Annotated in this window: 22 protein-coding genes and 1 pseudogene; 11 read left to right on the forward strand and 12 right to left on the reverse strand. The window is 72.7% G+C overall.

Features of this window, described 5'->3' with window-relative positions:
* Nucleotides 1-381 precede the first annotated feature (381 nt).
* From msrB to ACZ499_RS38245, 4 genes are all read right to left on the reverse strand, one after another.
* The gene (gene msrB / locus ACZ499_RS38230) at nucleotides 382-789 is read right to left on the reverse strand and encodes a peptide-methionine (R)-S-oxide reductase MsrB (protein WP_468681574.1); all 408 of its coding nucleotides are present in this window, start codon (nucleotides 787-789) and stop codon (nucleotides 382-384) included.
* Between the two features lie 13 nt (nucleotides 790-802).
* On the reverse strand, nucleotides 803-2,194 hold the full coding sequence (gene murC, locus ACZ499_RS38235; protein ID WP_468681577.1) for a UDP-N-acetylmuramate--L-alanine ligase: 1,392 nt from the start codon (nucleotides 2,192-2,194) through the stop codon (nucleotides 803-805).
* A gap of 181 nt (nucleotides 2,195-2,375) precedes the next feature.
* Nucleotides 2,376-2,828 carry an indole-3-glycerol phosphate synthase gene (locus tag ACZ499_RS38240; RefSeq protein WP_468681579.1) on the reverse strand — a complete coding sequence of 151 codons (453 nt, stop codon included), beginning with the start codon at nucleotides 2,826-2,828 and terminating at the stop codon, nucleotides 2,376-2,378.
* A gap of 187 nt (nucleotides 2,829-3,015) precedes the next feature.
* Nucleotides 3,016-3,780 carry a pyrimidine reductase family protein gene (locus ACZ499_RS38245; protein WP_468681581.1) on the reverse strand — a complete coding sequence of 255 codons (765 nt, stop codon included), beginning with the start codon at nucleotides 3,778-3,780 and terminating at the stop codon, nucleotides 3,016-3,018.
* Between the two features lie 36 nt (nucleotides 3,781-3,816).
* Between ACZ499_RS38245 and zapE the strand changes: the two genes are divergently transcribed.
* From zapE to ACZ499_RS38265, 4 genes are all read left to right on the forward strand, one after another.
* Nucleotides 3,817-4,887 carry a cell division protein ZapE gene (gene zapE / locus ACZ499_RS38250; RefSeq protein WP_468681584.1) on the forward strand — a complete coding sequence of 357 codons (1,071 nt, stop codon included), beginning with the start codon at nucleotides 3,817-3,819 and terminating at the stop codon, nucleotides 4,885-4,887.
* Between the two features lie 53 nt (nucleotides 4,888-4,940).
* Nucleotides 4,941-5,366, forward strand: coding sequence for an OsmC family protein (locus ACZ499_RS38255; RefSeq protein WP_468408352.1), 426 nt, complete (start codon nucleotides 4,941-4,943; stop codon nucleotides 5,364-5,366).
* A gap of 164 nt (nucleotides 5,367-5,530) precedes the next feature.
* Nucleotides 5,531-6,907 (forward strand): alkaline phosphatase PhoX, encoded by a 1,377-nt coding sequence (locus ACZ499_RS38260; protein ID WP_468681586.1) that lies wholly within the window; start codon nucleotides 5,531-5,533, stop codon nucleotides 6,905-6,907.
* A gap of 66 nt (nucleotides 6,908-6,973) precedes the next feature.
* Nucleotides 6,974-7,855, forward strand: a complete 882-nt coding sequence (locus ACZ499_RS38265) for a PPK2 family polyphosphate kinase (RefSeq protein ID WP_468681588.1) — start codon at nucleotides 6,974-6,976, stop codon at nucleotides 7,853-7,855.
* Nucleotides 7,856-7,878: 23 nt separating this feature from the next.
* On the opposite strand, the gene ACZ499_RS38270 is transcribed toward ACZ499_RS38265, so the two are convergent.
* The 4 genes from ACZ499_RS38270 to ACZ499_RS38285 all read right to left on the reverse strand — a co-directional run bounded on the left by ACZ499_RS38270 (nucleotide 7,879) and on the right by ACZ499_RS38285 (nucleotide 14,043).
* Nucleotides 7,879-8,556, reverse strand: a complete 678-nt coding sequence (locus ACZ499_RS38270; RefSeq protein ID WP_468681590.1) for a DUF5825 family protein — start codon at nucleotides 8,554-8,556, stop codon at nucleotides 7,879-7,881.
* Nucleotides 8,557-8,606: 50 nt separating this feature from the next.
* Entirely contained in the window at nucleotides 8,607-10,541 is a 1,935-nt protein-coding gene (locus ACZ499_RS38275) for a RiPP maturation radical SAM C-methyltransferase (RefSeq protein WP_468681592.1), read from the reverse strand.
* A 230-nt stretch (nucleotides 10,542-10,771) separates the two neighbouring features.
* The gene (locus ACZ499_RS38280) at nucleotides 10,772-12,733 is read right to left on the reverse strand and encodes a S9 family peptidase (protein ID WP_468681595.1); all 1,962 of its coding nucleotides are present in this window, start codon (nucleotides 12,731-12,733) and stop codon (nucleotides 10,772-10,774) included.
* Nucleotides 12,730-14,043: an MFS transporter gene (locus ACZ499_RS38285; protein ID WP_468681597.1), complete on the reverse strand. Its 1,314-nt coding sequence runs from the start codon at nucleotides 14,041-14,043 to the stop codon at nucleotides 12,730-12,732. Before ACZ499_RS38285 ends, ACZ499_RS38280 begins: the two co-directional genes overlap by 4 nt.
* 882 nt (nucleotides 14,044-14,925) lie before the next feature.
* Here ACZ499_RS38285 and ACZ499_RS38290 point away from each other — a divergent pair.
* Nucleotides 14,926-15,813, forward strand: a complete 888-nt coding sequence (locus tag ACZ499_RS38290) for a polysaccharide deacetylase family protein (RefSeq protein ID WP_468681599.1) — start codon at nucleotides 14,926-14,928, stop codon at nucleotides 15,811-15,813.
* A gap of 29 nt (nucleotides 15,814-15,842) precedes the next feature.
* Here the strand turns inward: ACZ499_RS38290 and ACZ499_RS38295 are convergent, their stop codons facing one another.
* From ACZ499_RS38295 to ACZ499_RS38310, 4 genes are read right to left on the reverse strand one after another with little or no spacing between them, the layout of a single operon-like run.
* On the reverse strand, nucleotides 15,843-16,040 hold the full coding sequence (locus ACZ499_RS38295) for a hypothetical protein (protein WP_468681601.1): 198 nt from the start codon (nucleotides 16,038-16,040) through the stop codon (nucleotides 15,843-15,845).
* A 14-nt stretch (nucleotides 16,041-16,054) separates the two neighbouring features.
* Nucleotides 16,055-16,723, reverse strand: coding sequence for an ABC transporter (locus tag ACZ499_RS38300; protein ID WP_468681603.1), 669 nt, complete (start codon nucleotides 16,721-16,723; stop codon nucleotides 16,055-16,057).
* The gene (locus ACZ499_RS38305; RefSeq protein ID WP_468681633.1) at nucleotides 16,720-17,577 is read right to left on the reverse strand and encodes an ATP-binding cassette domain-containing protein; all 858 of its coding nucleotides are present in this window, start codon (nucleotides 17,575-17,577) and stop codon (nucleotides 16,720-16,722) included. The genes ACZ499_RS38300 and ACZ499_RS38305 overlap by 4 nt, the downstream gene beginning before the upstream one ends.
* Nucleotides 17,574-18,251, reverse strand: coding sequence for an AIM24 family protein (locus tag ACZ499_RS38310; RefSeq protein WP_468408372.1), 678 nt, complete (start codon nucleotides 18,249-18,251; stop codon nucleotides 17,574-17,576). The genes ACZ499_RS38305 and ACZ499_RS38310 overlap by 4 nt, the downstream gene beginning before the upstream one ends.
* Before the next feature lie 71 nt (nucleotides 18,252-18,322).
* On the opposite strand from ACZ499_RS38310, the gene ACZ499_RS38315 reads away from it, so the two are divergent.
* The 6 genes and pseudogenes from ACZ499_RS38315 to ACZ499_RS38340 form a co-directional block, all read left to right on the forward strand.
* A complete protein-coding gene (locus ACZ499_RS38315) occupies nucleotides 18,323-19,057 on the forward strand; it encodes an aminoacyl-tRNA hydrolase (protein WP_468681605.1) in 735 nt (244 codons plus the stop codon).
* A gap of 132 nt (nucleotides 19,058-19,189) precedes the next feature.
* Nucleotides 19,190-19,792: pseudogene (locus tag ACZ499_RS38320) on the forward strand (DUF4142 domain-containing protein); the annotation flags it as partial.
* Between the two features lie 166 nt (nucleotides 19,793-19,958).
* Nucleotides 19,959-21,353 carry an MbnB/TglH/ChrH family RiPP precursor modification enzyme gene (locus tag ACZ499_RS38325; protein WP_468681607.1) on the forward strand — a complete coding sequence of 465 codons (1,395 nt, stop codon included), beginning with the start codon at nucleotides 19,959-19,961 and terminating at the stop codon, nucleotides 21,351-21,353.
* 154 nt (nucleotides 21,354-21,507) lie between these two features.
* Nucleotides 21,508-22,254, forward strand: coding sequence for a DUF4142 domain-containing protein (locus tag ACZ499_RS38330; protein ID WP_468681608.1), 747 nt, complete (start codon nucleotides 21,508-21,510; stop codon nucleotides 22,252-22,254).
* A 74-nt stretch (nucleotides 22,255-22,328) separates the two neighbouring features.
* Entirely contained in the window at nucleotides 22,329-23,078 is a 750-nt protein-coding gene (locus ACZ499_RS38335) for a TIGR04222 domain-containing membrane protein (protein ID WP_385548544.1), read from the forward strand.
* Between the two features lie 178 nt (nucleotides 23,079-23,256).
* The coding region (locus ACZ499_RS38340; protein WP_468681610.1) for an alpha/beta hydrolase at nucleotides 23,257-24,871 on the forward strand (1,615 nt) is incomplete at its 3' end.

Raw genomic sequence — 24,871 nt, forward strand, 5'->3', positions numbered from 1 at the left:
CTCAAGGTACGGACGCTTCCTTTGTTCCCGTTTCCGGGCCCTCCGGGCGCTTCCTTCGTTTCCGACTCTATCAGACTCTTTCGCGTCCGATTCCCGGTCTCCCAGGTCAAGTCGTTTTGTCTTTCCGGCTGTTGGGCCGTTCCGACGTCCCAGACTCTAGCGGATTCTCCGGGCGGCTCCTAATCGGGCCGTTCGAGTCGTCCACTCCCATTCGAAATAAAATTCGGCATGCCGAAATTCATCCCGGTCGGGAGGTCGTGCTGAGTTGGGTTGCCGCAAGTCTGCGGCGGACGGCTGTCGCAGAACCGTGACGGCCCCGCGACAACTCGGAGAACACTACGCACTCCCGTACCCGACGTCAACTCGGGTCGGCGGCCGTCGTCAGCCCTCGTCCGCCGTCAGCCGCAGCGAGATCGAGTTGATGCAGTAACGCTGGTCGGTCGGGGTCGGGTAGCCCTCGCCCTCGAAGACATGGCCCAGGTGCGAGCCGCAGCGGGCGCAGCGCACCTCCGTGCGGGCCATCCCGTGCGAGCGGTCCTCGATGAGCTCCACCGCGTCCGTGTCCTTCGGGTCGAAGAAGGACGGCCAGCCGCAGTGCGACGAGAACTTCGTCTCGGAGGTGAAGAGCTCCGCGCCGCAGGCCCGGCAGGAGTAGACGCCCTTCGTCTTGGTGTCCGTGTACTCACCGACGAACGCGGGTTCCGTACCGGCCTGCCGCAGCACCGCGTACTCCCCCGGGCTCAGCTCCGCCCGCCACTGCTCGTCCGGCTTCTCGACCTCGTACGACATCGAAGGCACTCCCTCAGCTCAACCGCGCCAGGATCTGCGGGCCCAGGTCCGTCACATCGCCCGCGCCCATGGTGAGAACGAGGTCACCGGGCCTGGCCATTCCCGCGATCACGTCCGGCACCGTCGTCTTGTCGTGGACGGCGGTGACGTCGGCGCCGGCCGTCCCGGCCGCGTCGATGATCAGCGCGCTGGTCACACCCGGGATCGGGTCCTCGCGCGCGGGGTAGATGTCGAGGACCACCGAGGCGTCGGCGAGCGCGAGCGCGCGGCCCATCTCGGTGCCCAGCTCCTGGGTGCGGGAGAAGAGGTGCGGCTGGAAGACCACGAGCAGCCGGGATTCCGCGGCGGCGCCCCGCATCGCCTCCAGGTCGGCGGTCATCTCGGTCGGGTGGTGCGCGTACGAGTCGATGACCTGGACGCCCGCGGCCTCGCCCTTGAGCTGGAGGCGGCGCTTGACGCCGGTGTACTTACCGAGGGCCGAGGCCAGGTTGTGCGCCGGGATGCCGAGGGCGACGCCCGCGGCGAGCGCGGCCACCGCGTTGAGGGCGTAGTGGCGGCCGGGGACCGAGACTGTGAAGGTCAGGTACTTGCCGCCGAGCAGGACGGTGACCTCGCTGCTCAGACCGCGCGGGGTGATCCTGTGGACGCGTACGTCGGCGTGCTCGTCCGCTCCGTACGTCACGACCTTCAGCGACGAGAGGTCGCGCACCCGCCGGGTGAGCTCGACGGCGCCCGTCTGGTCGGCGGAGATGACGAGGGTGCCGCCGGGGACGACCTTGCCGACGAAGGTCTCGAAGGAGTCGTAGATCTCGTCCATCGAGGCGTAGTTGGCGTGGTGGTCGAGTTCGACGTTGAGGACGATGGCGACCTCGGGGTCGTACTTCTGGAAGCTGCGGTCGCTCTCGTCCGCCTCGGCGACGAAGATGTCGCCGTCACCGTGGCGGGCGTTGGTGCCGGGTCCGGCGAGGTCGCCGCCGATCGCGTACGAGGGGTCGAGGCCCAGCTCGGTGAGGGCGACGGCCAGCATCGAGGTGGTGGTCGTCTTGCCGTGGGTGCCGGCGACGGCGATGGCGCGCAGGCCGCCCATGAGCGCGGCGAGCGCGTCGGAGCGGTGGACGACGGGGATGGAGAGCTCGGCCGCGCGGACGAGCTCCGGGTTGTCGGCGCGGATGGCGCTGGAGACGACGACGCTGCTGGCGTCGGAGGCGAGGTGCTCGGCGGCGTGTCCGATGTGGACGGTGGCGCCGAGCGCGCGCAGTGCCTCGGCCGTGCCGGACTCCTTGGCGTCGCTGCCCGCGACCTTCGCGCCGCGCTGGGCCAGGATCTTCGCGATCCCCGACATTCCGGCACCGCCGATGCCGATGAAGTGCGGCCGTTCCATGGCGGTGGGAATCGCGGGTGCCATTGCGTGTGTCTCCCGGGGGGTGCGACGTACGGACTTTGGTTCGGCCTCAGCCTATTCGCTGGGCGGCGCTCGCCCTATTCGCCGGTCGGGCGGGCGCACCGCCCGTCGGGCCGACGGGCGGGGGCTCTGCCTGCCCCGGCCTGACAGGCGGGCCCCTGCCTGCCAGGCCGCCCGTCCCCCCCTACTCGCTGTGCGCCTCCTCGCTGTGCGCGAAGAGCTTGAGGACGGGGACGCCGACCTTGTGCCGGGCGCGGGAGGCCCAGTCGCGGTGGAAGAACTCCTCCACGTAGTGCGGCGCCGTCAGCACGATCACCTCGTCGGCGTTCACCTCGTCGACGACGGACTTCAGCAGGTCCAGGGGGTGGTCCTCGACGATCTGACCGACGGCCTGGCTGCCCGTCGTGCGCAGGGACTGCAGTGAGTGCTCCAGGGCGCGTACGGCGGCGGCCGGCCCCGCGTCACCGCCCTCGTGGACGGCCTCGTCGAGTTCGCCGAGTGCCACGTCGTCGATGGCGCGCAGCAGGCGGTCCTGGTCACCGCGGGGCTGCATGAGCACGACGAAGGAGACCGGCTCGTCGCCGTGCAGGGTGGTGACGAATTCCACGTCCACGGAGGTCAGGGGCTTCTCGATCATCAATACGCTTGTGAACACGACAAACGCCCTTCTCTTCACTCCGGCCGGGGCCCCGCGAGGCAGCGGGGCCTCGACGTGGTTACCCGCCCCTGCGGAAACCATCCTTCCCCGTGCCCGCACGGGGTCCTGCGCGAGTAAGTAAGTGTGCCCACCGGGGGCTAACCGGAACGGCAAATTCCGCTGATTGTCAGATCCGACGGTAACGCGTGTAGAGGAACCCGGCCTCCTCCAGCAGCGAGTCGAGCTGGAAGTGCTCCGGGGCGCTCACCGAGGGCCCTCCGGCGATGCGCTGAGCACTGCCCGCGGTGAGCATCGGCGACACCGTCAGACAGAGCTCGTCGAGTACTCCGGCGGCCACGAACTGGCCCAGCAGCCGGGGCCCGCCCTCCGTCAGCATCCGGTTCAGCCCGCGCTCGGCCAGTGCCGCGACGGCCCTGGCGGGCTCCACGCCCGGCCCGTCGCCCGCGATCACGACCTCCGCGCCGGACAGCTCGGCCTCGCGCACCCGGTCCGGGGGCGCGACGGCGCCGGTCAGGATGAGCGTCGGCACCAGCGGCGAGGTGAACAGGGGCAGGCCGAAGTCCAGGTCGAGACTGGCCGTCACCACCGCGATCACGGGGGCCGGGCCCTGGCCCGCGGCCGTGCGCCGGGCCGCGAAGGCGTCCCGCGCCCGGGCCGGGCGGTAACCCTCCTGGCGTACCGTTTCCGCACCCACCACGACCACATCGGCCAGCGCCCGCAGGGTGCCGAAGATCCGCATGTCGGTGTCGGAGGAGAGGGGCTGTGAGCGGCCCTCGTGCTGGCCCGCGCCGTCGAGCGAGGAGACCATGTTGGCCCGCAGCCAGGGGCCGTCCGTCTCGGGGTACGCGTAGGCCTCGGCCAGCGCGTCGAACGACCACTCGCCCTCTTCGGAAGCGGGTGTCTGGTCGGTCACAGGGAACAGGCGTCGCATCCGTGCAGTCTTACACGGCGCTTACAGTGGGGAACTGTGTCGACCAGTCCCATAACCGAAGCGGCCCCGCTGTCGCTCTGCGCGCGCGAGCCGCATGTCCCCGCTGACCGTCTGGTCGCCGAGATGGTGCCGCCGCCGCGGTTCGACTCGGTCCGCTTCGAGACGTACGTACCGGACCCGAACCAGCCCAGCCAGAGCGAGGCCGTCAAGGTGCTCGGCTCCTTCGCGGCCGGTCTGGGCGGGGCGCACGCCACCGGGAGCGGGCGCCGCAAGTGGTTCGCCAGGAAGCCCGCCGCGCCCGCCGCGCCGCGCGGGGTCTACCTCGACGGCGGGTACGGGGTGGGCAAGACCCATCTGCTGGCCTCGCTGTGGCACGCCACCCCGGCCGAGCCCGCGCTCAAGGCGTTCGGCACCTTCGTGGAGCTGACGAACCTGGTCGGCGCGCTGGGCTTCCAGCAGACCGTGCGCACCCTGAGCGGGCACCGGCTGCTCTGCATCGACGAGTTCGAGCTGGACGACCCGGGCGACACCGTTCTGGTGTCGTCGCTGCTCGGCAAGCTGGTGGAGCAGGGCGTGGCGCTGGCCGCGACCTCCAACACGCTGCCCGGCAAGCTGGGCGAGGGCCGGTTCGCGGCCGTCGACTTCCTGCGCGAGATCCAGGGCCTGTCGGCGCACTTCCGCCCGCTGCGGATCGACGGCGAGGACTACCGCCACCGGGGGCTGCCCGAGGCTCCGCCGCCGTACTCGGACGAGCAGGTCGCCAAGGCCGCGTACGCGACCGAGGGAGCGGCGCTCGACGACTTCCCCGGGCTGCTCGGCCATCTGTCGCGGGTCCACCCCAGCCGGTACGGGGCGCTCACCGACGGCGTGACTGCGGTGTGCCTCACCGATGTGCAGCCGGTTCCCGACCAGTCGACCGCGCTGCGGCTCGTGGTCCTTGCCGACCGGCTCTACGACCGCGAGGTGCCGGTGCTGGCGTCCGGGGTCCCCTTCGACCGGCTGTTCAGTGACGAGATGCTGAACGGCGGTTACCGGAAGAAGTACTTCCGGGCCATCTCCCGGCTCACCGCCCTCGCTCGCGACGCGAAGGGGCTTGTGGAGCAGTAGGTTTGGCGCACAGGGGGCCGTAAACCCCCCTTAGCCACCAGAAGGGATACATCATGGCCACCACGCGTACGGCGCACACGGTCTGGGAGGGCGAGCTCCTCAAGGGCTCCGGGACCGTCACCTTCGACTCGTCCGGCATCGGTTCGCAGCCGGTCAGCTGGGCGTCCCGCGCCGAGCAGGCCAACGGCAGGACCAGCCCGGAGGAGCTCATCGCGGCGGCCCACTCCAGCTGCTTCTCCATGGCCCTCTCGCACGCTCTGGCCGGCGCCGGCAACCCGCCCACCCGGCTGGAGACCAAGGCGGACGTGACGTTCCAGCCGGGCGAGGGCATCACCGGCGTCCACCTCACCGTGCGCGGCGAGGTGCCGGGCCTGGACGCGGAGGGCTTCGCCTCCGCCGCCGAGGACGCCAAGAAGAACTGCCCGGTCAGCCAGGCGCTCACGGGCACGACGATCACGCTGACCGCCGAGCTCGTCTGACGCTCCGGACCTTCCGACCGGCTGGCTCTCCCGCCCTGTCCGGCCGACTCCCCGGCCGTTTTCGGCCATGTGAGGCGACACGACCCGCATGATCCTCGTATCACCCGATCGCTTGATGGATCATGCGGGTCGTCTTACCTGTCCGCCAACAGGGGAGTTGCCTCATGTCCGAAGCGCGAGCAACACGACGCCAGATCCTCGCCCGCACCGGCGCCTCGGCCGCCGCGATCGCTTTCACGGGCGCGGTCTCCGAACTCTTCAGCGGGGGCCCGGCCGTGGCCGCCCCCAGCAGGCGCGGCTACGGGCCGCTGGTTCCCGACCCGGCCGGGCTGCTCGATCTGCCGGAAGGATTCCGCTACCGGGTGCTCTCGCGTGAGGGCGACCCGCTGCGCTCCGGCGAGGGCCGGGTGCCGAGCAACCACGACGGCATGGCCGCGTTAGCGGGGCGCCGCGGCGGCGTCCGGCTGGTGCGCAACCACGAGAACCGGGTCACCGCCGCGATCGCGGTCCCGCATGTCGAGGGTCTGGTGTACGACCCGATGGGCAAGGGCGGGTGTACGGCCCTGGAGCTCGACGCGGAGAACCGGGTGCTGTCCGAGCGGGTCGCCCTCAGCGGCACCGCCGTCAACTGCGCGGGCGGCCGCACCCCTTGGAACACCTGGCTGAGCTGCGAGGAGACCGAGGACCGGGCCGGTACCAACGGGTACACCAAGGACCACGGCTACGTCTTCGAGGTCGACGGCGCCGACCCGCGCCGCACCGGGGCCGTACCGCTCACCGCGATGGGCCGCTTCCAGCACGAGGCGATCGCGATCGACCCGCACCGCGGTGTCGTGTACGAGACCGAGGACGCCTTCGACAAGCCCTTCGGGCTCTTCTACCGCTTCCTGCCGGAGCGGCCGCTCGGCGGCACGGGCTCGCTGCGCGCGGGCGGCGTCCTGGAGGCGATGCGCGTCCCGGACGTGCCCGATCTGTCGGTGGTGCGGGAGCCGGGTGCGTGCTTCGACGGGATCGAGTGGGTGCCGGTGCCCGACCCGTCGGCCCGGCAGACACCGGTGCGGCTCCAGGACTTCGGCCGGCGCGGCATCACCCACGCGCAGAAGCTGGAGGGCTGCTACTGGAGCGGCGACTGCGTCTACTTCGTCTCCAGCTACGCGCGCGTGGCGGAGGGCTCGGGCGCCGACCACTTCGGCCAGGTGTGGCGGTACGAGCCGAGGCGCCGCCGCCTCACCCTGGTGGTCGTCTTCGGCCCGGCCACCGACCTCCAGCTGCCCGGCGAGTCCCCGGACAACATCACGCTCGCGCCCGACGGCGGGCTGATGGTGTGCGAGGACGGCAACGGCGCCCAGCACGTCTTCGGGCTGACCCGGCGCGGCGAGGTCTACGCGATGGCACGCGGCCGCCAGGACATCGGCAAGCCGGGCGCCCCCGAATGGGGCGAGTTCGCGGGGGTCACCTTCGCCCCGGACGGGCACACGATGTACGTCAACTGCTACACGCCGGGAACGACCTTCGCGGTGACGGGGCCCTTCGCCCGCTAGCACCAGCGCTCGCGCCGCGTCGCGTTCCGTCGCACGATCGAGGGAACCGACCGTAAGGGGTGCGCAGTGGCCGAGAAGGGCAGCAAAGGCGGCAAGGGCAAGAAGAAGCCCGAGCAGCGGGATCTGCGCCGGCTGCTGCGCGTCCCCAAGGGCAAGCGCGTCGACCTGTCCTCCTGCCCGGCCGACGCCACCCCGGCCGGGCCGAAGGACAAGGCGGAGGGGCTGGCGGCGACCGCCCGGATGGGCGAGGAGCTCGCCGGGCTGCAGGAGCGGCTGTACGCGGCGAGCACGGCGGGCGACCGGCGCCGCGTGCTGCTCGTGCTCCAGGGCATGGACACCAGCGGCAAGGGCGGCACGGTCAAGCACGTCATCGGCCTGTTCAACCCGTCCGGCTGCCGGATCAAGGCGTTCAAGGCGCCCACCCGGGAGGAGCTGAACCACCCGTTCCTGTGGCGGGTCATGCGGGCGCTGCCGCAGCCCGGCGAGATCGGCATCTTCGACCGCTCGCACTACGAGGACGTGCTGATCGCCCGGGTCCGCGAGCTGGTCCCGCGCCGCCAGCTGGGCCGCCGCTACGGGCAGATCAGCCGGTTCGAACAGTCGCTCGTGGACGACGGCGTGAGCGTCATCAAGATCTTCCTCCACATCAGTCGCGAGCAGCAGCGCCGCCGGCTGCTCGAACGGCTCGACAACCCGGACAAGCACTGGAAGTTCAACCCGGGCGACATCGACGAGCGGGCGCTGTGGCCCGCGTACCAGGAGGCCTACGAGACCGCCCTGGAGCGGTGCTCGACGGACGCGGCCCCCTGGTACGTGGTGCCCGCCGACCGCAAGTGGTACCGCAACTGGGCGGTCAGCCGGCTCCTCCTGGAACATCTGCGCGAGCTCGACCCGCAGTACCCGAAGGGCGACTTCGACGTGGAGGAGTGCCGGAGGCGGCTGACCTGACCGGAACGGATGGCCTGACGGCCTCAGATCGCCATGGCCTCCTGGATCCAGCGGTTCACCCGGTACGGCAGCCACCACGCCAGGTCGCCCACCTCCAGGACCAGCTTCTCGGAGAGGAAGTCGGCGAGGACCGCGGGCGGCACCGAGTCCGCCGGGGCGCCGTAGACCAGGGTCTCGATGACCTCGTGGTACTCGGGCTCGTCCGCGGTGAAGCGGCGCAGGTCGCCCCAGCGGCGGTCGCGGATCTGGACGAAGCCGGGCCCCTGCCGCCACAGGCACTTGCACAGGTAGTGGCCGTCGCGCCAAAGGCGCAGCGCTTCGGCCGCCTCGGCGGGCCCCTCCAGGCGCTGCGGCGGCTGGATATGGCTCAGAAGCTGCCAGGCGTCGGCGTCCGCCGCCGGGTCGAGCCGCAGCTTCCACTCGACGAGCACGGCGCGGGCCGTCAGATCGCGCACGAGGCTGAGGGCGCGTACGGCGTGGTGGGCGGCGCCCGGGGCGCGCGTGTCGGCGAGGTCTACCGGCTCGGTGAGGCGGACGCGGCGCACGCCCGCCGCCCACAGCCGGTCGGCCTCCTCCCCCACGGGGCCGGTCAGTTCGAGCTCGCCCAGGTGCATCCCGGGCAGGGCGCAGGCGTCGGGGTCGTAGTCGCGCCAGGCGGCGACGGTGAGGGCCGCGGTGCGCGTGGTGAGGGCGGTACTCATCGGGCTGGTCCTCCGGCTCGTACGGTCTTCGCGGTCGGCGGTCGTCGCCGTCATACGTGGGCGGGCTCGGGGCGGGCGGGCTCGGCAGCGTCCAGGGCGGCGTGGGCGTGGCGCATGAAGTCCAGGCGCAGCAGGTCCTCGTTGACGGCCGAGGGCGCGATGTGGACGTACTGGCCGCCGTCGGTGAAGACCAGGCCGAGCGCGAGCCAGGAGTCGAGCAGGCGCTGCACCTCGCTCTCCTCGCGGGCGGCGCCCTTGGCGCGGGCGGCGGCCTTGCGGGTGAGGGCCGCGGCGGTGTGCGGCTGGTCGAGGAGGCGGAAGGCGACCAGCTCGTACGGGTCGCTCAGCTCCATCGCGCGCCACGCGAACGTCCGGCGCCGGCTGACCAGGACGATGCGGTCACCGAGGTCGGTGTGGGTGAGCCGGGCGTCCGCGTGGTGCTTCTTCCAGGCGTCGATGGCGTTGTTGAGGGCGGTGACGGTGGGTTCGCCGATGCCGCGCTGCGGGGCCTCGAAGACGTACGCGAGGTCGTAGAGCTCCGACTCGGGCAGGTCGTAGGTGAAGCGGTAGTGCTCCTCGGGGCGCAGGCCGTCGAAGCCGAGCTCGGGGCGGTTGAAGTAGGGGCTGAAACGCTCGATGGCGATGCGCGCGGACAGGTCGACCGGCGGGTTGAGGTGTTCGAGCGCCGGTATCTGGGCGATCACCGGGTCGTAGTCCTCGGCTGTCTCGCCCGGGAAGCCGTGCAGATAGTTCCAGGCCACCGAGAGCCCGGTCTCGGCGCCGTCCCGGAGCATACGGACGTTCTGGCAGCCGCTGACGCCCTTGTCCATCAGGTCGAGCACCCGGTTGTTGAGGCTCTCGATGCCCGGCTGGACGTAGATCAGTCCGGCCTCGGCGAGCGTACGGAGCTGACTGCGGCGCATGTTGGCCTTGATCTCGATGTGCATGCGCAGGTCGTAACCGCTCTCGATGATGCGGGGCAGCACCGTGGAGAGGTAGCCCATGTCGAGGATGTTGTCGACGAGGTACATGTCGAGGACCCGGTGGCGGCGGGCGAGTTCCATGATCTCCGAGTAGAACGTCTCGGGGCTCTTGGAGCGGTACTGCATGAAGGAGCCGTTGAGCCCGCAGAAGGTGCAGTGGTGCTTCTCGCCCCACCAGCAGCCCCGGGCGCCCTCGACGACCAGCTTCGGCTCGACCCAGTTGCGGGCCACCGAGGTGGCGAGCCGCTCGAAGTAGCCGCTGTAGTCGGGGGGCAGGATCGCGGCGGGCGGGATCGGGCTGGTGGCCATCGGGTTGACCACGATCGCGCCCTCGGCGCCGCGGTGGCACAGGCCCGGCACGGCGGCGAGCGCGGCCGGGGCGGAGCCCTCGCCGATGGCGGTGAGCAGCTGCGGGAAGGCCGTCTCGCCCTCGCCGCGGATGACGTGGTCCACGAACGCGAAGTTGCGGTGGACGGCCTCCCCCTGCTCGCCGTCGCAGTTGGCTCCGCCCATCACGGTCACGATGTGCGGGGCGAGCCGCTTGACGTGCCGGGCGGCGGCGAGGGCCGCGGTGTTCTGCTGGAAGGTGGAGGTGAAGCCGACGACGTCGGGCGCGTACGCGACGATCCGCTCGGCGATCATCTCCACGAACTCCGGTACGACGCGGTGCAGTTCCTGTGACATACGCAGTCGGGACTTGCGCAGCTTGCCCTTCATCGCATCCGCGAACTCCTGGTCGCGCCAGGCCGGGTCGTCGTAGAGGGCGGAGGAGAACACCCAGTCGCCGCAGCCCATGAAATAGGAGGAGAGCGCGTAGTACTCGTAGTCGTCGGCGGTGAATGCGGTGCGCTCGGTGATCCAGTCGGTGAATTCGAGATTGGCGTGCAGCACTTCCGCCTCGGCGCCCGGCACCCGTTCGTCGACGCTGCGCTTGAGGATTCCCAGGGCCAGCGACGGCAGGTCGATCGGCGACCAGGGCATGTTGACCAGCAGAACACGCATGTCGGCTCCTCGCGGGTACGGCGACGTAAGAAGGAAAAGAGCGGTAAGGGTGTACGAGAGGTAAGGAAGAAAGGGCCCTGGTGGCAAGGCGGCATCCCGGGGCCGCACCGGCCGGCCCGGCGGTCGAAACCCCCGGCCCGGCCGGCAAGGATCAGTCCTGTTCGCCGTCCTCGGCGTTACGGAACGGAACCTTGATGGTCACGCCGACGCTCGGCTTGCGGTTCTCCTCGTCACCCGCGAGCGGGTCGTTCTGGATGATGTCCTTCTGCATGGGAACTCCTCTCATCGTGTCGGGTGGTGCTTTTCCCGGCGGGGGCCTTGGTGCGGACCCGTCCGGAATCCCCGCTCCGGTCCGAGTGGGGAGTCTTGGGGGCGGCTGCGCGGCCGGGGCCGCGCAGCTCGCGGTCGAGGAAGACCACGGCGCGGCGCAGGACCGCCACGTGGTCGTCCGCCCGGTAGCCGTCGTGGCCGGTCTCCAGCCACATCGACTCGTGCGGTACGCGCGCGTGGCGCAGGGCGGCGAGGTAGTCGCGCACCTGGCCGGGCGGGCACTTGGCGTCCCGGGTCGCGGCGACGATCAGGAGCGGGGCCCGCACGGCGGCCGCGTACCGCAGGGGCGAGCTGCGCTCGTACCGCTCGGGCACCTCGTCGGGGGTGCCGCCGAACAGCCGCTCGTCCAGGGCGCGCAGGGCCGGGGTGCTGGTGCGGTAGGCGGCGGCGCAGTCGGCCACGGGCTTCACCGCGACGCCCGCCTGCCACAGGCCCGGGCGGAGCCCGAGGGCGAGCAGGACGAGGTAGCCGCCCCAGGAGGTGCCCCACAGCCCGGCCGCGTCGGCGCGGACGACTCCCCGCGCGACAAGGTCGGCGCGCACCGCGGCCAGGTCGTCGACCTGGGTGAGCCCGACGCCCTGGCCGAACGCCCGGCGCCAGCGCGGCCCGTAGCCGGTGGAACCGCGGTAGTTGACGCGGATGACGGCGAAGCCGGAGGCGACCAGTGAGTGGACCACGCCGTCGTAGGCGTCCCGGTCGTGGTCGGCGGGCCCGCCGTGCACCAGGAACACCGCGGGGACGGCTCCCCCGCGGCCCTCGGGCCGGCTGAGCAGGCTGTGCACCGGGCCGTCGGGGCCGGGCGTCCACAGGTCCCGGTGCTCGCCGGGTACCGGGGCGGGGATGCCGTGCGTGGGCGGCAGCGGCGTCCCGGCGGTGGAGCCCATCCGGGGCGGGTTCGCGGTGTCCGTCCAGAGGTAGTGGACGTCGGTTCCGGCGCGGGGCGCGGCGTCCAGCAGGGTGCCGCGCGGCGCCGGCACCGGCTCGACCGTGCGTTCGCGCAGGTCGACGCGGTGCAGGGTGCTGCGGCCGTGGCGGTCCTGGCGCACCAGGACCGAGCGGCCGTCGGGGTGCCAACGGGCGGTGATCTCGGTGTCGAAGGCGCACCAGCTGTGGGTGGTGATGCCGGACGCGGGGTGCGGATCCGTGTCGGGGTGCCCGGTGCGGGGCTCTGTTGCCGGGCGACCGGTGCCGGGCTCCCCCTCCGGGCGCCAGCTCGCCAGCAGATAGTGGTCGTCGGCCTCGCGGACGAGGAGCAGTTCGGCGTGGTCGACGGTGGGGGCGAAGCCCAGGGACCAGAGTCTGCCCTGCGGGCCGTCGCCGGGCAGCACCGCGCGCGTGGTGCCGTCGTCGGACAGGACGGTCACGGCCCGCGCCGAGCCCGCCGCGCCGCTGACGGCGAGGAGACGGCCGTCGAAGGTGATGCCGGAGAGGGTGACGTGGCCGTCGACGCGCGTCACTTCGCGGGCCGGGCCGCCGCGCGGCCCGATGTGGACGGCGGTGGTCCGGGCGTCCCCGAGGCCCATCGCCACCGTCGCGTTGTCGCTGACGGCGAGGCCGCGCGGCTCGCCCGGGGCCGGCCCGGTCAGGCCGGGGCGGTCGGCGCCGCCGTCGAAGGGCTGGAACCGCCAGTGCCCGGCGCCGTGTTCGTCCTCGTCGAACCACCACACATGGCCGTCGCGGTCGAGGGCGTGGTGGAAGGTGCCGTGCGTGCGGTCGGTGACCTGCCGGGTCCGTCCGGTCCCGGCGTCCCAGGTGAACACCTCGCAGCGGCCGTCGGCGTCGCCGGTGAACGCCATCCGCGCCGGGTCGGCGGCGCACACCTCGGGCAGGGCGGCCCGGTAGACCTGGTAGCGGCCCGTCATATGGCGACCCCCCGCGCCGGGACCCGTACGTACGTCGTCCAGCAGGCGAGCAGCGTGAGCACCGCCGCGCTCGCGACGGCTGGCGCGGCGGTGCCCGCGCGGGACGCGCACACTCCCGCGACGACGGGCGCGAGGGCGGCGGAGCCGCCGACGGCGCCGGCGAGGACGGCGGCGGTACGGGCCTGGAGGGCGGGCGGGGTCTCCTGGATCGCCCGGGACTGGAGCACCACGGTGACCAGCGGCATCAGCAGGCAGAACACCCCGAACAGACCGCCGTACGTCCAGGGCCCCTTCGCGGTCGCGAGCGCGGCGGCGAGCGGCACCAGCAGCCACGAGACGGTGACCAGGAGCCGGGTCGCGCTGATCCGGCCCGCGATGCGGGGCGCGGCCAGCGACCCGACGAGCCCGGCGGCGCCGGAGAGCGCCAGTACGAGACCCATGGGGGCGCCCCCGTGGCCGCCCTTCTGGAGGGTGAAGACGGCGCCGTAGTACAGCGCGACGATCACGCCGTTGACGGTGGTCGTCCAGATCAGGACGAGCCGGAGGAAGGGCGAGGTACGGACGAGGGCGAGCCCGGCGCCGAGCTCGGCGCGGAGGGCGGGGCGACGCGGGGGGCTTTGGGCGGGGTCCGCCGGCCTCTGGGCGCCGGGGCCAACGACGCGCCCGGGCTCCCCCGCCGCCCCTCCGGGCGCCCCCTCCCCCGGCCGCAGGTCCGACTCCAGCGCGCCCACGCACACCGCCGCGACCGTGTACGACACCGCGTCCGCGACGAAGGGCAGGGCGCGGGAGGCCTGGTAGAGGGCGCCGCCCAGGGCCGGGCCGAGGATCAGCGCGCCCTGGTCGGCGGCCGAGAGCCCGGCCACCACCCGGGGGCTGTCGGCGAGCGGCGCGATCATGGCCACGGTGCCGGCCGCGGCAGCCTCGTACACCGCGGTGGAGAATCGTTCCACCAGGACCGCGCCCAGGAGCAGGGCGAGCGGCGGACGCCCCGCGGCGGCGGCGACGGCCACCCCGCCCATGGCGAGCGCCGAGACCACGGCCGACCAGAGCATCACCGGTTTGCGCGCACCCCGGTCGGCGGGCACGGCGGCGAGCGGGGCGAGGAGCAGCCCGGCCGCGGTGGACACGCCCGCGACGAGCCCGACGGTCGTGGCCGAGTAGCCGAGGCCGAGGAGCAGCAGCGGCAGGACAACGCCGGAGGCCTGGCTGCCGAGCGCGTCGGTGCCGCTCGCGCACCAGAACAGCCGGACGTCCCGGGACACCGGCCGACGGACGGCGGCCTTGCCGGGCGCCGCGGTGGCGGAGCCCATCAGCGCCCCACGGGCAACAGAGCCAGGGCCTGTCCGGCGGATCCGGTCGGCTTCGGCGCGGGGTTCCCTTTTCGGTGCTGGGGAGCGGGGGTCTGGTGCTTCCCCAAGCTCTCGACTTCGTTCGAGCAGGGGAGACCCCGATGCTGCAAGGCGGAGGAGGGCGACATGGCGGAGCCATGGCAACCGACGACAACGCCGCTGGAGGTCCCCCTGGCCCTCAAGGCCTTGGGGGAGGGCGCGCCAGACCCCCGCGGCACAGACAAGATCCGCCGGACAGGCCCTGGCTCCGACGACTGCGGCAACTGCGGTAAGAGCCCCGTCAACGCCGAAAACACTGGTTCACGCACAGCCACCCCACAGTCGGTCAGGTTGCGAAGAAAGTGTGCAGGATTCGAAACGAGCGGGAGCCTAACCACGGGTCCGGCGGAGCGACAAGGGTCCTGCCGACGGGGCCGGAATTGAACTCCGTAAGCGCTCGGCAAAGAAACCGATTGCTCTGTACGGGTTCCGGCGCGGGTGGAGGCTCTTGCCGACTCCGGTGCGGGAAAAGGGGAATGATCGCGTCCCCTGACCGGATTCGTCGGCCGGATCCGGCGCCCTCGCTTCGCTGCGGCGAACACCCCGTCCGAACACGCAGAATCGTGCAGCCCCGCCGGCATATTCACCTTCCCTGCGGCGAACCGGACCCAGGGCCCGCACGGCGGACGGCCGACGCGCGGCCGGGCCCGGGCGCCCCGCCGAGGCGACTCGACGCACCCGGACACGCTCCCCGGCACCGGGTTCTCGGAGCGGTTCCGTCCGGTTCACTCATTGGCCGGAAACGTATGCGGCCCGACGGCGGCGCACACCGTTGCTCAGCGAATGATCGGATAGTTTCCGACCGTGACCATTTCTGTACGAAAGCTGCTGGCGATTGCCGTTCTCGGTGCCGCGCTCACGGGCTGCAGCTCCGATCCCGCCCCCGCCGACCGTGGCGCGAAGGCGGCGCCGGGCGCGAGCAAGCCGTCCACCGCCCCCGCGGCGCCCACCGCCTCCCCCACCCCGCAGGCCCTCCGCCAGGCGCCCACCGTCGCGCCCGGCCCCGGCGGTCTCACCCCCGTCTTCAGCCGCGCCCCCAAGGGCGGGCAGAAGGTCGTCGCGCTCACCTTCGACGCCGACATGACCGCCGACCAGGGGCCGCGCGCGGCGAGCGGCGAGCACTTCGACAACCCCGCGCTCATCGCCGCTCTGCGGCGGCTCAAGGTGCCCGCCACGATCTTCATGACGGGCCGCTGGGCCGACGAGTACCCGGCCGAGGCGCGCGCCATCGGGACCGACCCGGACTTCGAGGTCGCCAACCACTCGTACAGCCACTACGCCTTCAAGTCCCCCTGCTACGGGCTGCCGGTCGTCGGCAAGGACGAGATGCGCATCGACGTCGAGAAGGCGACCGCCTCCTTCAAGAAGGCCGGGGTGCGCAACGCGGTGCCGTACTTCCGCTTCCCCGGCGGCTGCTACAACGACGAGGTGCTGCGGACGCTGGCCCCGCTGAAGATGACGGCGGTGCAGTGGGACGTGGTGAGCGGTGACGCGTTCGCGCACGACGCGGACGCGGTGGCCGAGCAGGTCCTCGCCGGGGTGAAGCCGGGCTCCTTGGTGGTCATGCACTGCACCCGCAGCGCGGCGCCGGTCACCGACCGGGCGATCCAGCGGATCGTGCCGGAGCTGCGCAAGCGCGGCTACCGCTTCGTGAAGGTCTCCGACCTCATCGGCTCGGCCGCCAAGAGGTAAGCCCCCCCGGGGGGGGCGAGGGCCCGCGGTCAGCCGGAGCAGGCGGTGCGCTCGGCCTCCTGCCACTCGCACACCGGGCAGAGCGTGATGCCCTTGACCGACTCCGGGTACTCGGTCGGCTCGCGGCACAGCACGCACTCGGCGTACGGAGGCCCCTCGGCGGGGGCGGGCCGCGCGGGGGCGGCCGGCGCACAGTACGTCTCGTCGTCCCTGCCCGTACGGTCCATACGTACGAGCGTAGTCACCCGCGCCGGGAAGTGAGCGCGCAGGCGCCTGCCCAGGCCGCCGCGGTGAGCGCCGCCGCGGCGATCAGCGGCACCACCGCCAGGTGCACATCGCCGGTCCGCGAGCCGGTGACCAGGCCGTTGACTGCGTACCTGGCGGGCGACGGCGTGGCCACCAGAGCGAGCAGCGCCGCGAGCGCGGTGAGGCAGAGCGACCAGCCGCGCGCGTGCAGCAGCGGGCGGCTGCCGAGCGCTCCCACCGCGGCGCCGAGCAGCGCGCAGACCGCGCTCGCCAGCAGCCCGGCCGCCGTGGCCCAGCCGAGCGGCACCGCGACCCGGTGGTCGGCGCTGGCCGGATCACCCACCGCCGCGACGTACAGCGTCCCGGCGGCCCCCAGCAGCGCGGTAGCCCCGAGCGCCGTGGCGAGGGCGGCGAGATGGACTCGGCCGGGGCCCGCCGCCGCGGCCGCGCACTCTCGGGCGGCGGCCGGTTCCTGGGTGACGCAGACCCGGGCGAGCCAGGCGCCGACGGGGAGCAGCCCGGCGGCCGCGTACCCCAGCGAGTCGAGGACCGGGTTGCCCGGCTGGACGCCGACGGCGACGAAGGCCATGTACAGCAGCACGGGCGCGAGCCAGCGCTGCGAGCGCAGCAGCAGCGCGGTCTGGTAGCGGACGAGGGCGTTCATGGGCGCGACACTCCTCGGATGTGCCAGGGCGGCCGGGCGCTGAGCAGCGCGCGCAGCAGCGCGTCGGAGTGCGCGGCCGCGACCGTGAGCGTGTGCGCGCCGTCCGGGCCCGAGGTCCGCGCGGGCGCGCCGGGCAGCCCCTCCGGCGGTACGGGTCCGACGACGTCGACGCGGACCAGCGGGCCGCCCGACGGCCCGGAGCCGGAGTGCTCCGCTTCCGTGGCGGAGCACTCCGTACGGCGGACCAGGCCGCCGCGCTCGACCGCGTACCGCGTGTCCACCGCGTCCGCGAGCCGCCGCAGGTCGTGGTCGACGAAGACCACCGCGGCGCCGTCCGCGACGCGTTCGGCGACCGCGCGCTCCAGCTCGGCGCGGGCCGCGATGTCCAGGCCGGTCCAGGCCTCGTCGAGCACAAGGAGTTCGGGCGCGGCGACCAGGGCCTGGGCGGCGGCGACCTTCTGGCTGGTGCCCTTGGAGAGCTCGGCGAGCGGGGTACGGGCGTGGGCGCCCGCGCCGAACCGCTCCAGCCACTCCCCCGCGCGCGTGGCCGCGGTCCGCCGGGACAGGCCGTGGATGCGCCCGAGGCGGGTCAGATAGCCCGCCGCCGTGAACGGCAGGGCGGCGGGGAAGCGTTCGGGCACGTACGCGGTGCGCGGGCGGCCGAGGGCGCGGCCCTCGGTGGGCGCGTCGATCCCGGCCAGCAGGCGCAGCAGGGTCGACTTGCCGGTGCCGTTGGTGCCCTCCACCCGGACGAGCGTGCCCGCGTGCAGCTCCAGGTCGACCCCGCGCAGCACCCAGGGGCCGCCGAACCCGTACCGGCGGCCCACCGAACTCAGGGTGCGCACGGGCCTCAGTGCTGCTCGGCCTTCTTCGGGGTGGCCTCGCTCGGGCGGACGATGACGTAGCCCTCGCCCTGGAGCATCAGCTGCACGGCCTCGCCGGAGCCGCCGCGGATCATCGAGCCGATGGACTGCGAGCGGTGCAGCGAGGTGCTCAGGTTCGCGGTCCAGCCGACCACCGCGTCGGTGTCGACGTAGACGGGCTGCTGCGCGGTGACCGGGATCACCAGCGGGTTGCCCTCGCAGACCAGGCCGAGCCGGCCCCAGCCGGTGAAGACGCTGTTGAAGAGGCCGCCGCCGGCGATGCCGGAGCCCTTGACGGTCTTGATCTCGTACGTGAGGGACGCGTCGAAGCAGAGGACGTTGCGGCCGTTGACCGTCAGGACGTCTCCCTGCTCGATGTCGACGATGAAGCAGTTCTGCGCCTCGTGCGCGAACCACGCCTCACCTTGGCCCTTGACCGCCATCAGGGGCAGGCCCTCGCCGGTGACGGCGCGCTTGAGCATGCCGCCTATGCCCTGGCTCCGGCGCTCGAACTGCAGGTTTCCGCGGTAAGCGATCATCGCGCCCTGACGCGCGAGCATCTCGCCGTTGACCGCGTACTTGATGGACTTGGCGTTCTGCAGGGTCATTCCGGCCTCGGTGGCCGGCTGCGCCATGTGCCCCGCTGAGAAAAGATCGCTCTTCATGCCAGGCATCCTGTCCCGGAAGGATTCATTCCGCCAAGAATCCGGGAATCGGCGGCTGGCAGACTGGTCGGGTGAGCAGCGACGAGACCCCCGTGACCCCCGCCCCGAGCCCGTTCCACCAGGAGCCGAACGTCCGCGACGAGGCCCCTCAGTACGTCCTCCCGATGGTCGTCCGCATCGAGAAGACGGAGCCGCCGGCCCGCACCGACGCGCTGGAGACCGCGGCCCGGGCCGTCCTGGTGATGCTCAGCGACGAGCGGTCGCTCGGCGACGGCGAGTGGGCGCAGACCATGCGGGACTGGCAGGACGCCAGGATCCGCAAGGTGGTGCGGCGGGCGCGCGGCGCGGAGTGGCGCAAGGCGTCGGCGCTGCCGGGCATCACGGTCACCGGGAAGTCGGCGGAGGTGCGGGTCTTCCCGCCGGTTCCCCTCGATGGCTGGCCCAAGGAGCTGGCCAAGCTCCAGGTCTCCGGCACGGACCTGGACGACCCGGCCGGGCCGGGCGGCCCCGACCCCCTCGCCCCGGTGCTGTGGCTCAACCCGGAGCTCGACATGTCGGCGGGCAAGGCGATGGCCCAGGCCGGGCACGGGGCGCAGCTCGCGTGGTGGGAGCTCTCGGAGGCGGAGCGCACGGCGTGGCGGGAGACGGACTTCGCGCTGTCGGTACGGGTGGCGCCCAGCGAGGAGTGGGCGGCGCTGACGGCGAGCGGGCTGCCGGTGGTCCGGGACGCGGGCTTCACGGAGATCGCGCCGGGGTCCGCCACGGTGGTGGCGGACCACCCGGCACTGCGGGGCCGGCTCGGCTGATCGCGGACCGGTTCGCGGCACCGCTGAACGCGACACGCGTCCCGTCCGTACCTCCCGGTACTGCCAAGTTGCCTGCCTGGGAGGCATGTTGTGGGACGTATCCGACGGACGGACCGGACTGAAAGGGTCGGAATCCTCGGCCGGTTCAACGGAACGGCACTGATCATCGTGGCGCTCGCCGCCACCATCGGGGCACTCGCCTTCCCCGTCTGGTCGTACGCCGACCGGCTCGGGACGGACCAGTCGAACCTCGACGCGGCGTCCGTGTCGACCCGCTGGGGCCCTCTCTCGCCCACCGACCGCGAGTTCGTGACCAAGGTGCGGCTGGCCGGGCTGTGGGAACTGCCCGCCGGACAGCAGGCGCAGGAGCGGGCGCCGAGCGCGGCGGTCAAGGCGACCGGGGACCATCTCGTGATGGGCCACACCTCGCTCGACAAGCACGTCCGGGACGTCGCCGCGCAGCTGGGCATCGAGCTGCCCAACCAGCCCAACGAGCAGCAGCAGGGGTGGCTCAAGGAGCTGACGGCGGCGCAGGGCCGCGACTACGAGCTCAAGTTCGCCAACCTGCTGCGGCGCGCCCACGGCAAGGTCTTCAACCTGGTCGCCGAGGTCCGCGCCAACACCCGCAACTCACTGGTCCGGGACCTGGCACAGGACGCCAACCAGACGGTGCTCGACCACATCAACATGCTGGAGTCCACGGGCATGGTCGACTACGACTCGCTCACCCAGAAGTAGCCGGGCCCGGGCCCACGCCGCCGGCCCGGTCGTCCTCCAACCTCAAATGAAGCTCTGAAGGTGGGGCGCGGCGGGTTGGCCGGGGCGCGCCGGGGCCATGACCACTCCAGCATCACGTCCCTGCGTCGCGACGTGCCACGAACACCACGCCGGGGAGGCGACCATGGAGCTGGGCATCGGCATCGGCTGGCGGCCCGAGATCGCCGACGCGATCGAGCGGCTGCCGGGCGTCGACTGGGTGGAGGCGGTGGCCGAGAACCTCTGCCCCGGCCACCTTCCCGAGTCGCTGGTACGGCTGCGGCGGCGCGGGATCACGGTCGTGCCGCACGGCGTCTCGCTGGGCCTCGGCGGCGCCGACCGGCCCGACGCCGGGCGCCTGGCCGATCTGGCGGCGCGGGCGGAGGCGCTGTCGGCCCCGCTGGTCACCGAGCACATCGCGTTCGTACGGGCCGGGGGCGCCCTCACCGCGTCGCCGCGCCTGGAGGCCGGGCACCTGCTGCCGGTGCCGCGCACCTGGGACGCCCTTGAGGTGCTCTGCGAGAACGTCCGCATCGCGCAGGACTCCCTGCCGGTGCCGCTCGCCCTGGAGAACATAGCGGCGCTGGTGAACTGGCCGGACGAGGACATGACGGAGGGCCAGTTCCTCGCGGAGCTGGTGGAGCGTACGGGCGTGCGACTCCTCATCGACGTGGCGAACCTCCACACGAACCGGGTGAACCGGGGCGAGGACCCGGCGAAGGCCCTCTCCGAGCTGCCGGTGGAGGCGATCGCGTACGTGCACGTCGCCGGGGGCGTCGAGAAGGACGGCGTGTGGCACGACACGCACGCGCATCCGGTGGGGGCGGAGGTGCTCGACGTACTGGCGGAGCTGGTGTCGCGGGTGGCGCCGCGCGGAGTTCTGCTGGAGCGCGACGACGCGTTTCCGCCGGAGGCGGAGCTGGCGGGGGAACTGGGGGCGATCCGCAGCGTGGTGGCGGGGGGTTCCCCCACCGCGGGGCATGCGGCCCCTGCATCCCGCTCGGGGCTCCGCCCCGGACCCCGCTCCTCAGACTCCCCCAAGGACTTCGTCCAGGGGGGACCCCCAGGGGCTGGAGGTGCCTTCAGGGGCGCGGGGAACCGCGCGACCGGCTCCCACCGGCCCGCAGACGAACAGGGGCCCGGGGCGAAGCCGCGGCTGCGCCTCGCCCTCGCGCAAGCCTCGCTCCTCTCCGCGCTCGTTGCCGGCACCCCCGTCCCGTACGGGTTCGACGCCACCCGGCTGCGCGTCCAGGCGCGGGCGCTCGCGGCGAAGCGGGCCGATGTCGTCGCGAAGGTGGCGCCGGAGCTGCCCCGGATCCTCGGAGACGCGTACCGCCCGGCGTACCTCGCGTACGCCAGGAGCCGCCCCATGCGCGACGGCTACCGCCGCGACGCCCTCGACTTCGTGGAGTCGCTGCTCAAGGAGGAGCTCGACGGCGACGTCGCCCGGCAGTTGGGCCGGTGGTGGAGGGAGCGGGCCGGCACCCGGCCCCAGGGGCGGGCCGCCCGGTTCCTGAAGGGGCTCGTCCGGGCCGCCTAGGCGAAGCCGGGCAACGTACCACCCACCCTCGACCATTGGGGCGAACTCGCCCAACTCGTGATGGCCCCCACACCATCTCATCACTGTTTTCCTCAAAAGACTCCCCGGATCACCCGCCTCCGCATTACCGTGCGCACCGCACTTGGAGGCTTTCATGCGTCGGATAATTCTTTCCGGTACCGGCTTGGTCGTCGTCGCCCTGACCGCGACCATCGCCGCCCTGCTCTTCCCCGTCTGGTCCTACGCCGACCGCTCGGGTACCGGACTCGCCAATCTCAACGCGGGTTCCGTGCCCACCCGCTGGGGGCCGCTGTCGGCCGCCGACCGGGACTTCGTCGTACGGGTCAGACTCGCGGGGCTGTGGGAGCTGCCCGCCGGGCAGCAGGCCGTCGAGCGGGCGCCCAGCGCGGCCGTCACGGCCGCGGGGCACCACCTGATCGACGGGCACGCGTTCCTCGACGCGCGCGTGCGCGAGGTCGCGGCCCAGCTGGGGATGGAGCTGCCGGACCAGCCCAACGCCCAACAGCAGGGGTGGCTGCGGACCTTGACGGCGGAGAGCGGCACCACGTACGAGCAGGACTTCGCCAACATCCTGCGCTCGGCGCACGGGAAGGTCTTCTCGCTCGTCGCGCAGATCCGTGCCAACACCCGCAACTCGCTGGTGCGCGCCCTCGCCGACGACGCCAACACGACCGTCCTGGACCACATCCGGATGCTGGAGGCGACCGGCCTCGTCGACTTCGACGCGCTGACCCGGGACAGCGTCGCGGGCACCACCGCGTCCCCGAGCGGGCCGCCCCCGCCCACCCCGGGCGCCACTCCCCCGTCCCCGGCACCGCTCACCCCGTCGTTCCCGCTGCCGCCCGCCGCCAGCCGGGCCAACCCCACCGACACTCCGTAACGAACCGATAACTCCATGTCCACATCATGGGAAAGGCATGGCGCCGAGCTGCCCGTTTCACATACAACTCGGCCATGTTCTGGGTACTTTTCCTGGTCGCCGCGTGCCTCGCGTCCGCCGTCTCGTGCGGGCGGCTCTGCCTCGCCGCGTCCGCCGCGGCCGACCAGGGACCGGTCACCCGGGACCCGGAACTCGGCCTCTCGCTGTACGAGGCCGCGTTCCTCTCGGGCGGCCCGTTACGGGTCACCGACCTGACCCTGGTCACCATGCACCGCGCCCGCCGGCTGCTGCTCGCGCACACCGGCTGGGCCACGGTCGTCGACCCGGAGGGCCGCGACGACCTGGAGCGGTCGGTGATCGGCGCGATAGGCCCGGGCGGACAGGCCCGGATAGCGGCGATACGGTCCACTGCGGCCGCCGCCGACGCGGTGCACGCCCTGGCCGACCGGCTGGCGGCCGCCGGGCTCGCCGTCCCGGACGCGGCCAGGACGGGCGTCACGGCCTCCGTGCGGGCCGTACGCGGCGCGGCGGCGCTCACCTTCACCCTGGGCCTGATCGCGTCCCTGATGCCCGGCCAGGACCGCGCCACCCAGGCCGAGATCGCCGCCTGGTTCTCCCTGCCGATGGTCCTCACCCTCGGCTGCCTCTTCATCGCCCGCTTCGAGGTCCATCCGCACACCCGCTGGGCCTCCCCCGACGGCCAGCGGCTGCTCGGCCGGATCGACCCTGCCGACGACCCGCTCACCGCCGTCGCGGTACGGGGCGTGAGCGCGGTCGACGACCCGGCGCTGCGGACCGCCCTGCGCGGCGGACGAGCGGCCTGAACGGGGCTCCGGGCGTGACGGGACCTCGCTCGTCGGCCGGGGCTCCACCCCACGACGGGGCTCGCGGACTTTGGTCCCGGCGCACCGCACGGCGGTGCTTTACTTCGCCAATTACGCAGCTAATCATCCCTTTTATACCGGACTTTTCGTGCCGGATGGACCCGCAAAGGGATGTGCGATGAGAGCAGCAGCGCTGTACGGAACGCTCGGTTCCCTCGTTCTTTCCACCCTGACCGCCGCACCGGCCGACGGCGTGGATCCGCTCACCGCCGCGGCACGCGGCACCGTGGTCGCCGCCCAGCGCGCGGCGGCCGCCAGGATCGCCTTCGGCCGCTGTCCCAAGGCGGAGATGCTCCCCGACGCCATCCAGTGCGGCACGCTCCGGGTCCCGCTCGACTACGCCAAGCCGATGGGCCGTCAGATCTCCCTCACCGTCAGCCGGGTACGGGCCACCGGCAAACCGGCCGCGCGCCAGGGCTCCCTGGTCTACAACCCCGGCGGCCCGGGCGCCTCCAGCATGTACTTCCCGATGGTCGCGAACCTCCCCGAGTGGAAGCGGGTCGCGGGGGCGTACGACCTGGTCGGCTACGCCCCGCGCGGGGTGGGCCGCTCCGCGCCGCTGTCCTGCCAGGACCCCGGGGACTTCACCAAGGCGCCCACGCAGTCCCCGACCGACCCCTCGCCCTCGTACAAGCTGGAGCGGATCGCGCAGGCCAAGGCGTACGCGGCGGGCTGCGGGCGGAACGCGGGCGCGGCGCTGCGGCACTACACGAGCCTCAACAACGCGCGCGACCTCGATGTGCTGCGGGCCGCGCTCGGCGAGCGGAAGCTGACGTTCATCGGCGCCTCGTACGGGACGTACTTCGGCGCCTTGTACGCCACGCTCTTCCCCGCCCATGTGCGCCGGATGGTCTTCGACTCGGCGGTCGACCCCGACCCGCGGCAGATCTGGTACCGCAACAACCTCGACCAGTCGCTGGCGTTCGAGAGCCGCTGGGAGGACTTCCGCGCCTGGGTCGCCCGGCACGACGGCGTCTACCACCTGGGCACCACGGCCGAGCAGGTCCTGGACAACTTCGAGAAGGTGCGCGCCCGGCTGGCCGAGGAGCCGGCGGGCGGCACGGTCGGCCCCGCGCAGCTCCAGGGCGCGTTCCTCAAGGCCGGGTACTACGACGACTACTGGGCCATGCGGGCGACCGCCCTCTCGGCGTACCTCAAGGGCGACCCCAAGCCGCTGATCGCGCAGGCGGCGCCGCACCCGGAGGCGGCGTGGGACGACGAGAACGGGAACGCGGTGTACACGGCGATCGAGTGCAACGACGCGCCCTGGCCGACGGACTGGGCCACCTGGGACCGCGACAACACCGCGCTCGCGGAGATCGCGCCGTTCGAGACGTGGGACAACGCGTGGATGAACCTGCCGTGCGCCTACTGGCCCGCGCCCCGGCAGAAGCCGCTGGACGTGAGGACGCGGCGGGGAGCGCTGCCGCCGACGCTGATCCTGGCGGCCGAGCGGGACGCGGCGACGCCGTACCCGGGGGCGCTGGAGCTGCAGCGCAGACTGCCGGGGTCGGTCCTGGTGACCGAGAAGGACGCCGGTACGCACGGCATCGGCGGCGGTCCCAACAAATGCGTCAACGGCTATCTGCTGGACTACCTGCTGAACGGACGGACGCCGGTGGGGGGGGGGGGGGGGGGGGGGTCACCACGGGCAAAACACGTGTTGGCGGTGGCGAGGGTGGGTCAAAAGAGCGTGGAGGGGGAGTGCGTTTCCCCCTCTTTTCTGTCCGGGA

It is taken from the genome of Streptomyces sp. NPDC031265, from assembly GCF_055570295.1.

Coding starts and splice junctions, on each gene's coding strand:
- ACZ499_RS38280 (WP_468681595.1), bottom strand. CDS start 12,733: ATGACGGGCCGCTACCAGGTCTACCGGGCCGCCCTGCCCGAGGTGTGC.
- ACZ499_RS38310 (WP_468408372.1), bottom strand. CDS start 18,251: ATGAAGAGCGATCTTTTCTCAGCGGGGCACATGGCGCAGCCGGCCACC.
- ACZ499_RS38260 (WP_468681586.1), top strand. CDS start 5,531: ATGTCCGAAGCGCGAGCAACACGACGCCAGATCCTCGCCCGCACCGGC.
- ACZ499_RS38335 (WP_385548544.1), top strand. CDS start 22,329: ATGTTCTGGGTACTTTTCCTGGTCGCCGCGTGCCTCGCGTCCGCCGTC.
- ACZ499_RS38240 (WP_468681579.1), bottom strand. CDS start 2,828: ATGATCGAGAAGCCCCTGACCTCCGTGGACGTGGAATTCGTCACCACC.
- ACZ499_RS38275 (WP_468681592.1), bottom strand. CDS start 10,541: ATGCGTGTTCTGCTGGTCAACATGCCCTGGTCGCCGATCGACCTGCCG.
- ACZ499_RS38325 (WP_468681607.1), top strand. CDS start 19,959: ATGGAGCTGGGCATCGGCATCGGCTGGCGGCCCGAGATCGCCGACGCG.
- murC (WP_468681577.1), bottom strand. CDS start 2,194: ATGGCACCCGCGATTCCCACCGCCATGGAACGGCCGCACTTCATCGGC.
- ACZ499_RS38330 (WP_468681608.1), top strand. CDS start 21,508: ATGCGTCGGATAATTCTTTCCGGTACCGGCTTGGTCGTCGTCGCCCTG.
- ACZ499_RS38295 (WP_468681601.1), bottom strand. CDS start 16,040: ATGGACCGTACGGGCAGGGACGACGAGACGTACTGTGCGCCGGCCGCC.
- msrB (WP_468681574.1), bottom strand. CDS start 789: ATGTCGTACGAGGTCGAGAAGCCGGACGAGCAGTGGCGGGCGGAGCTG.
- ACZ499_RS38245 (WP_468681581.1), bottom strand. CDS start 3,780: ATGCGACGCCTGTTCCCTGTGACCGACCAGACACCCGCTTCCGAAGAG.
- ACZ499_RS38285 (WP_468681597.1), bottom strand. CDS start 14,043: ATGGGCTCCGCCACCGCGGCGCCCGGCAAGGCCGCCGTCCGTCGGCCG.
- ACZ499_RS38255 (WP_468408352.1), top strand. CDS start 4,941: ATGGCCACCACGCGTACGGCGCACACGGTCTGGGAGGGCGAGCTCCTC.
- ACZ499_RS38270 (WP_468681590.1), bottom strand. CDS start 8,556: ATGAGTACCGCCCTCACCACGCGCACCGCGGCCCTCACCGTCGCCGCC.
- ACZ499_RS38300 (WP_468681603.1), bottom strand. CDS start 16,723: ATGAACGCCCTCGTCCGCTACCAGACCGCGCTGCTGCTGCGCTCGCAG.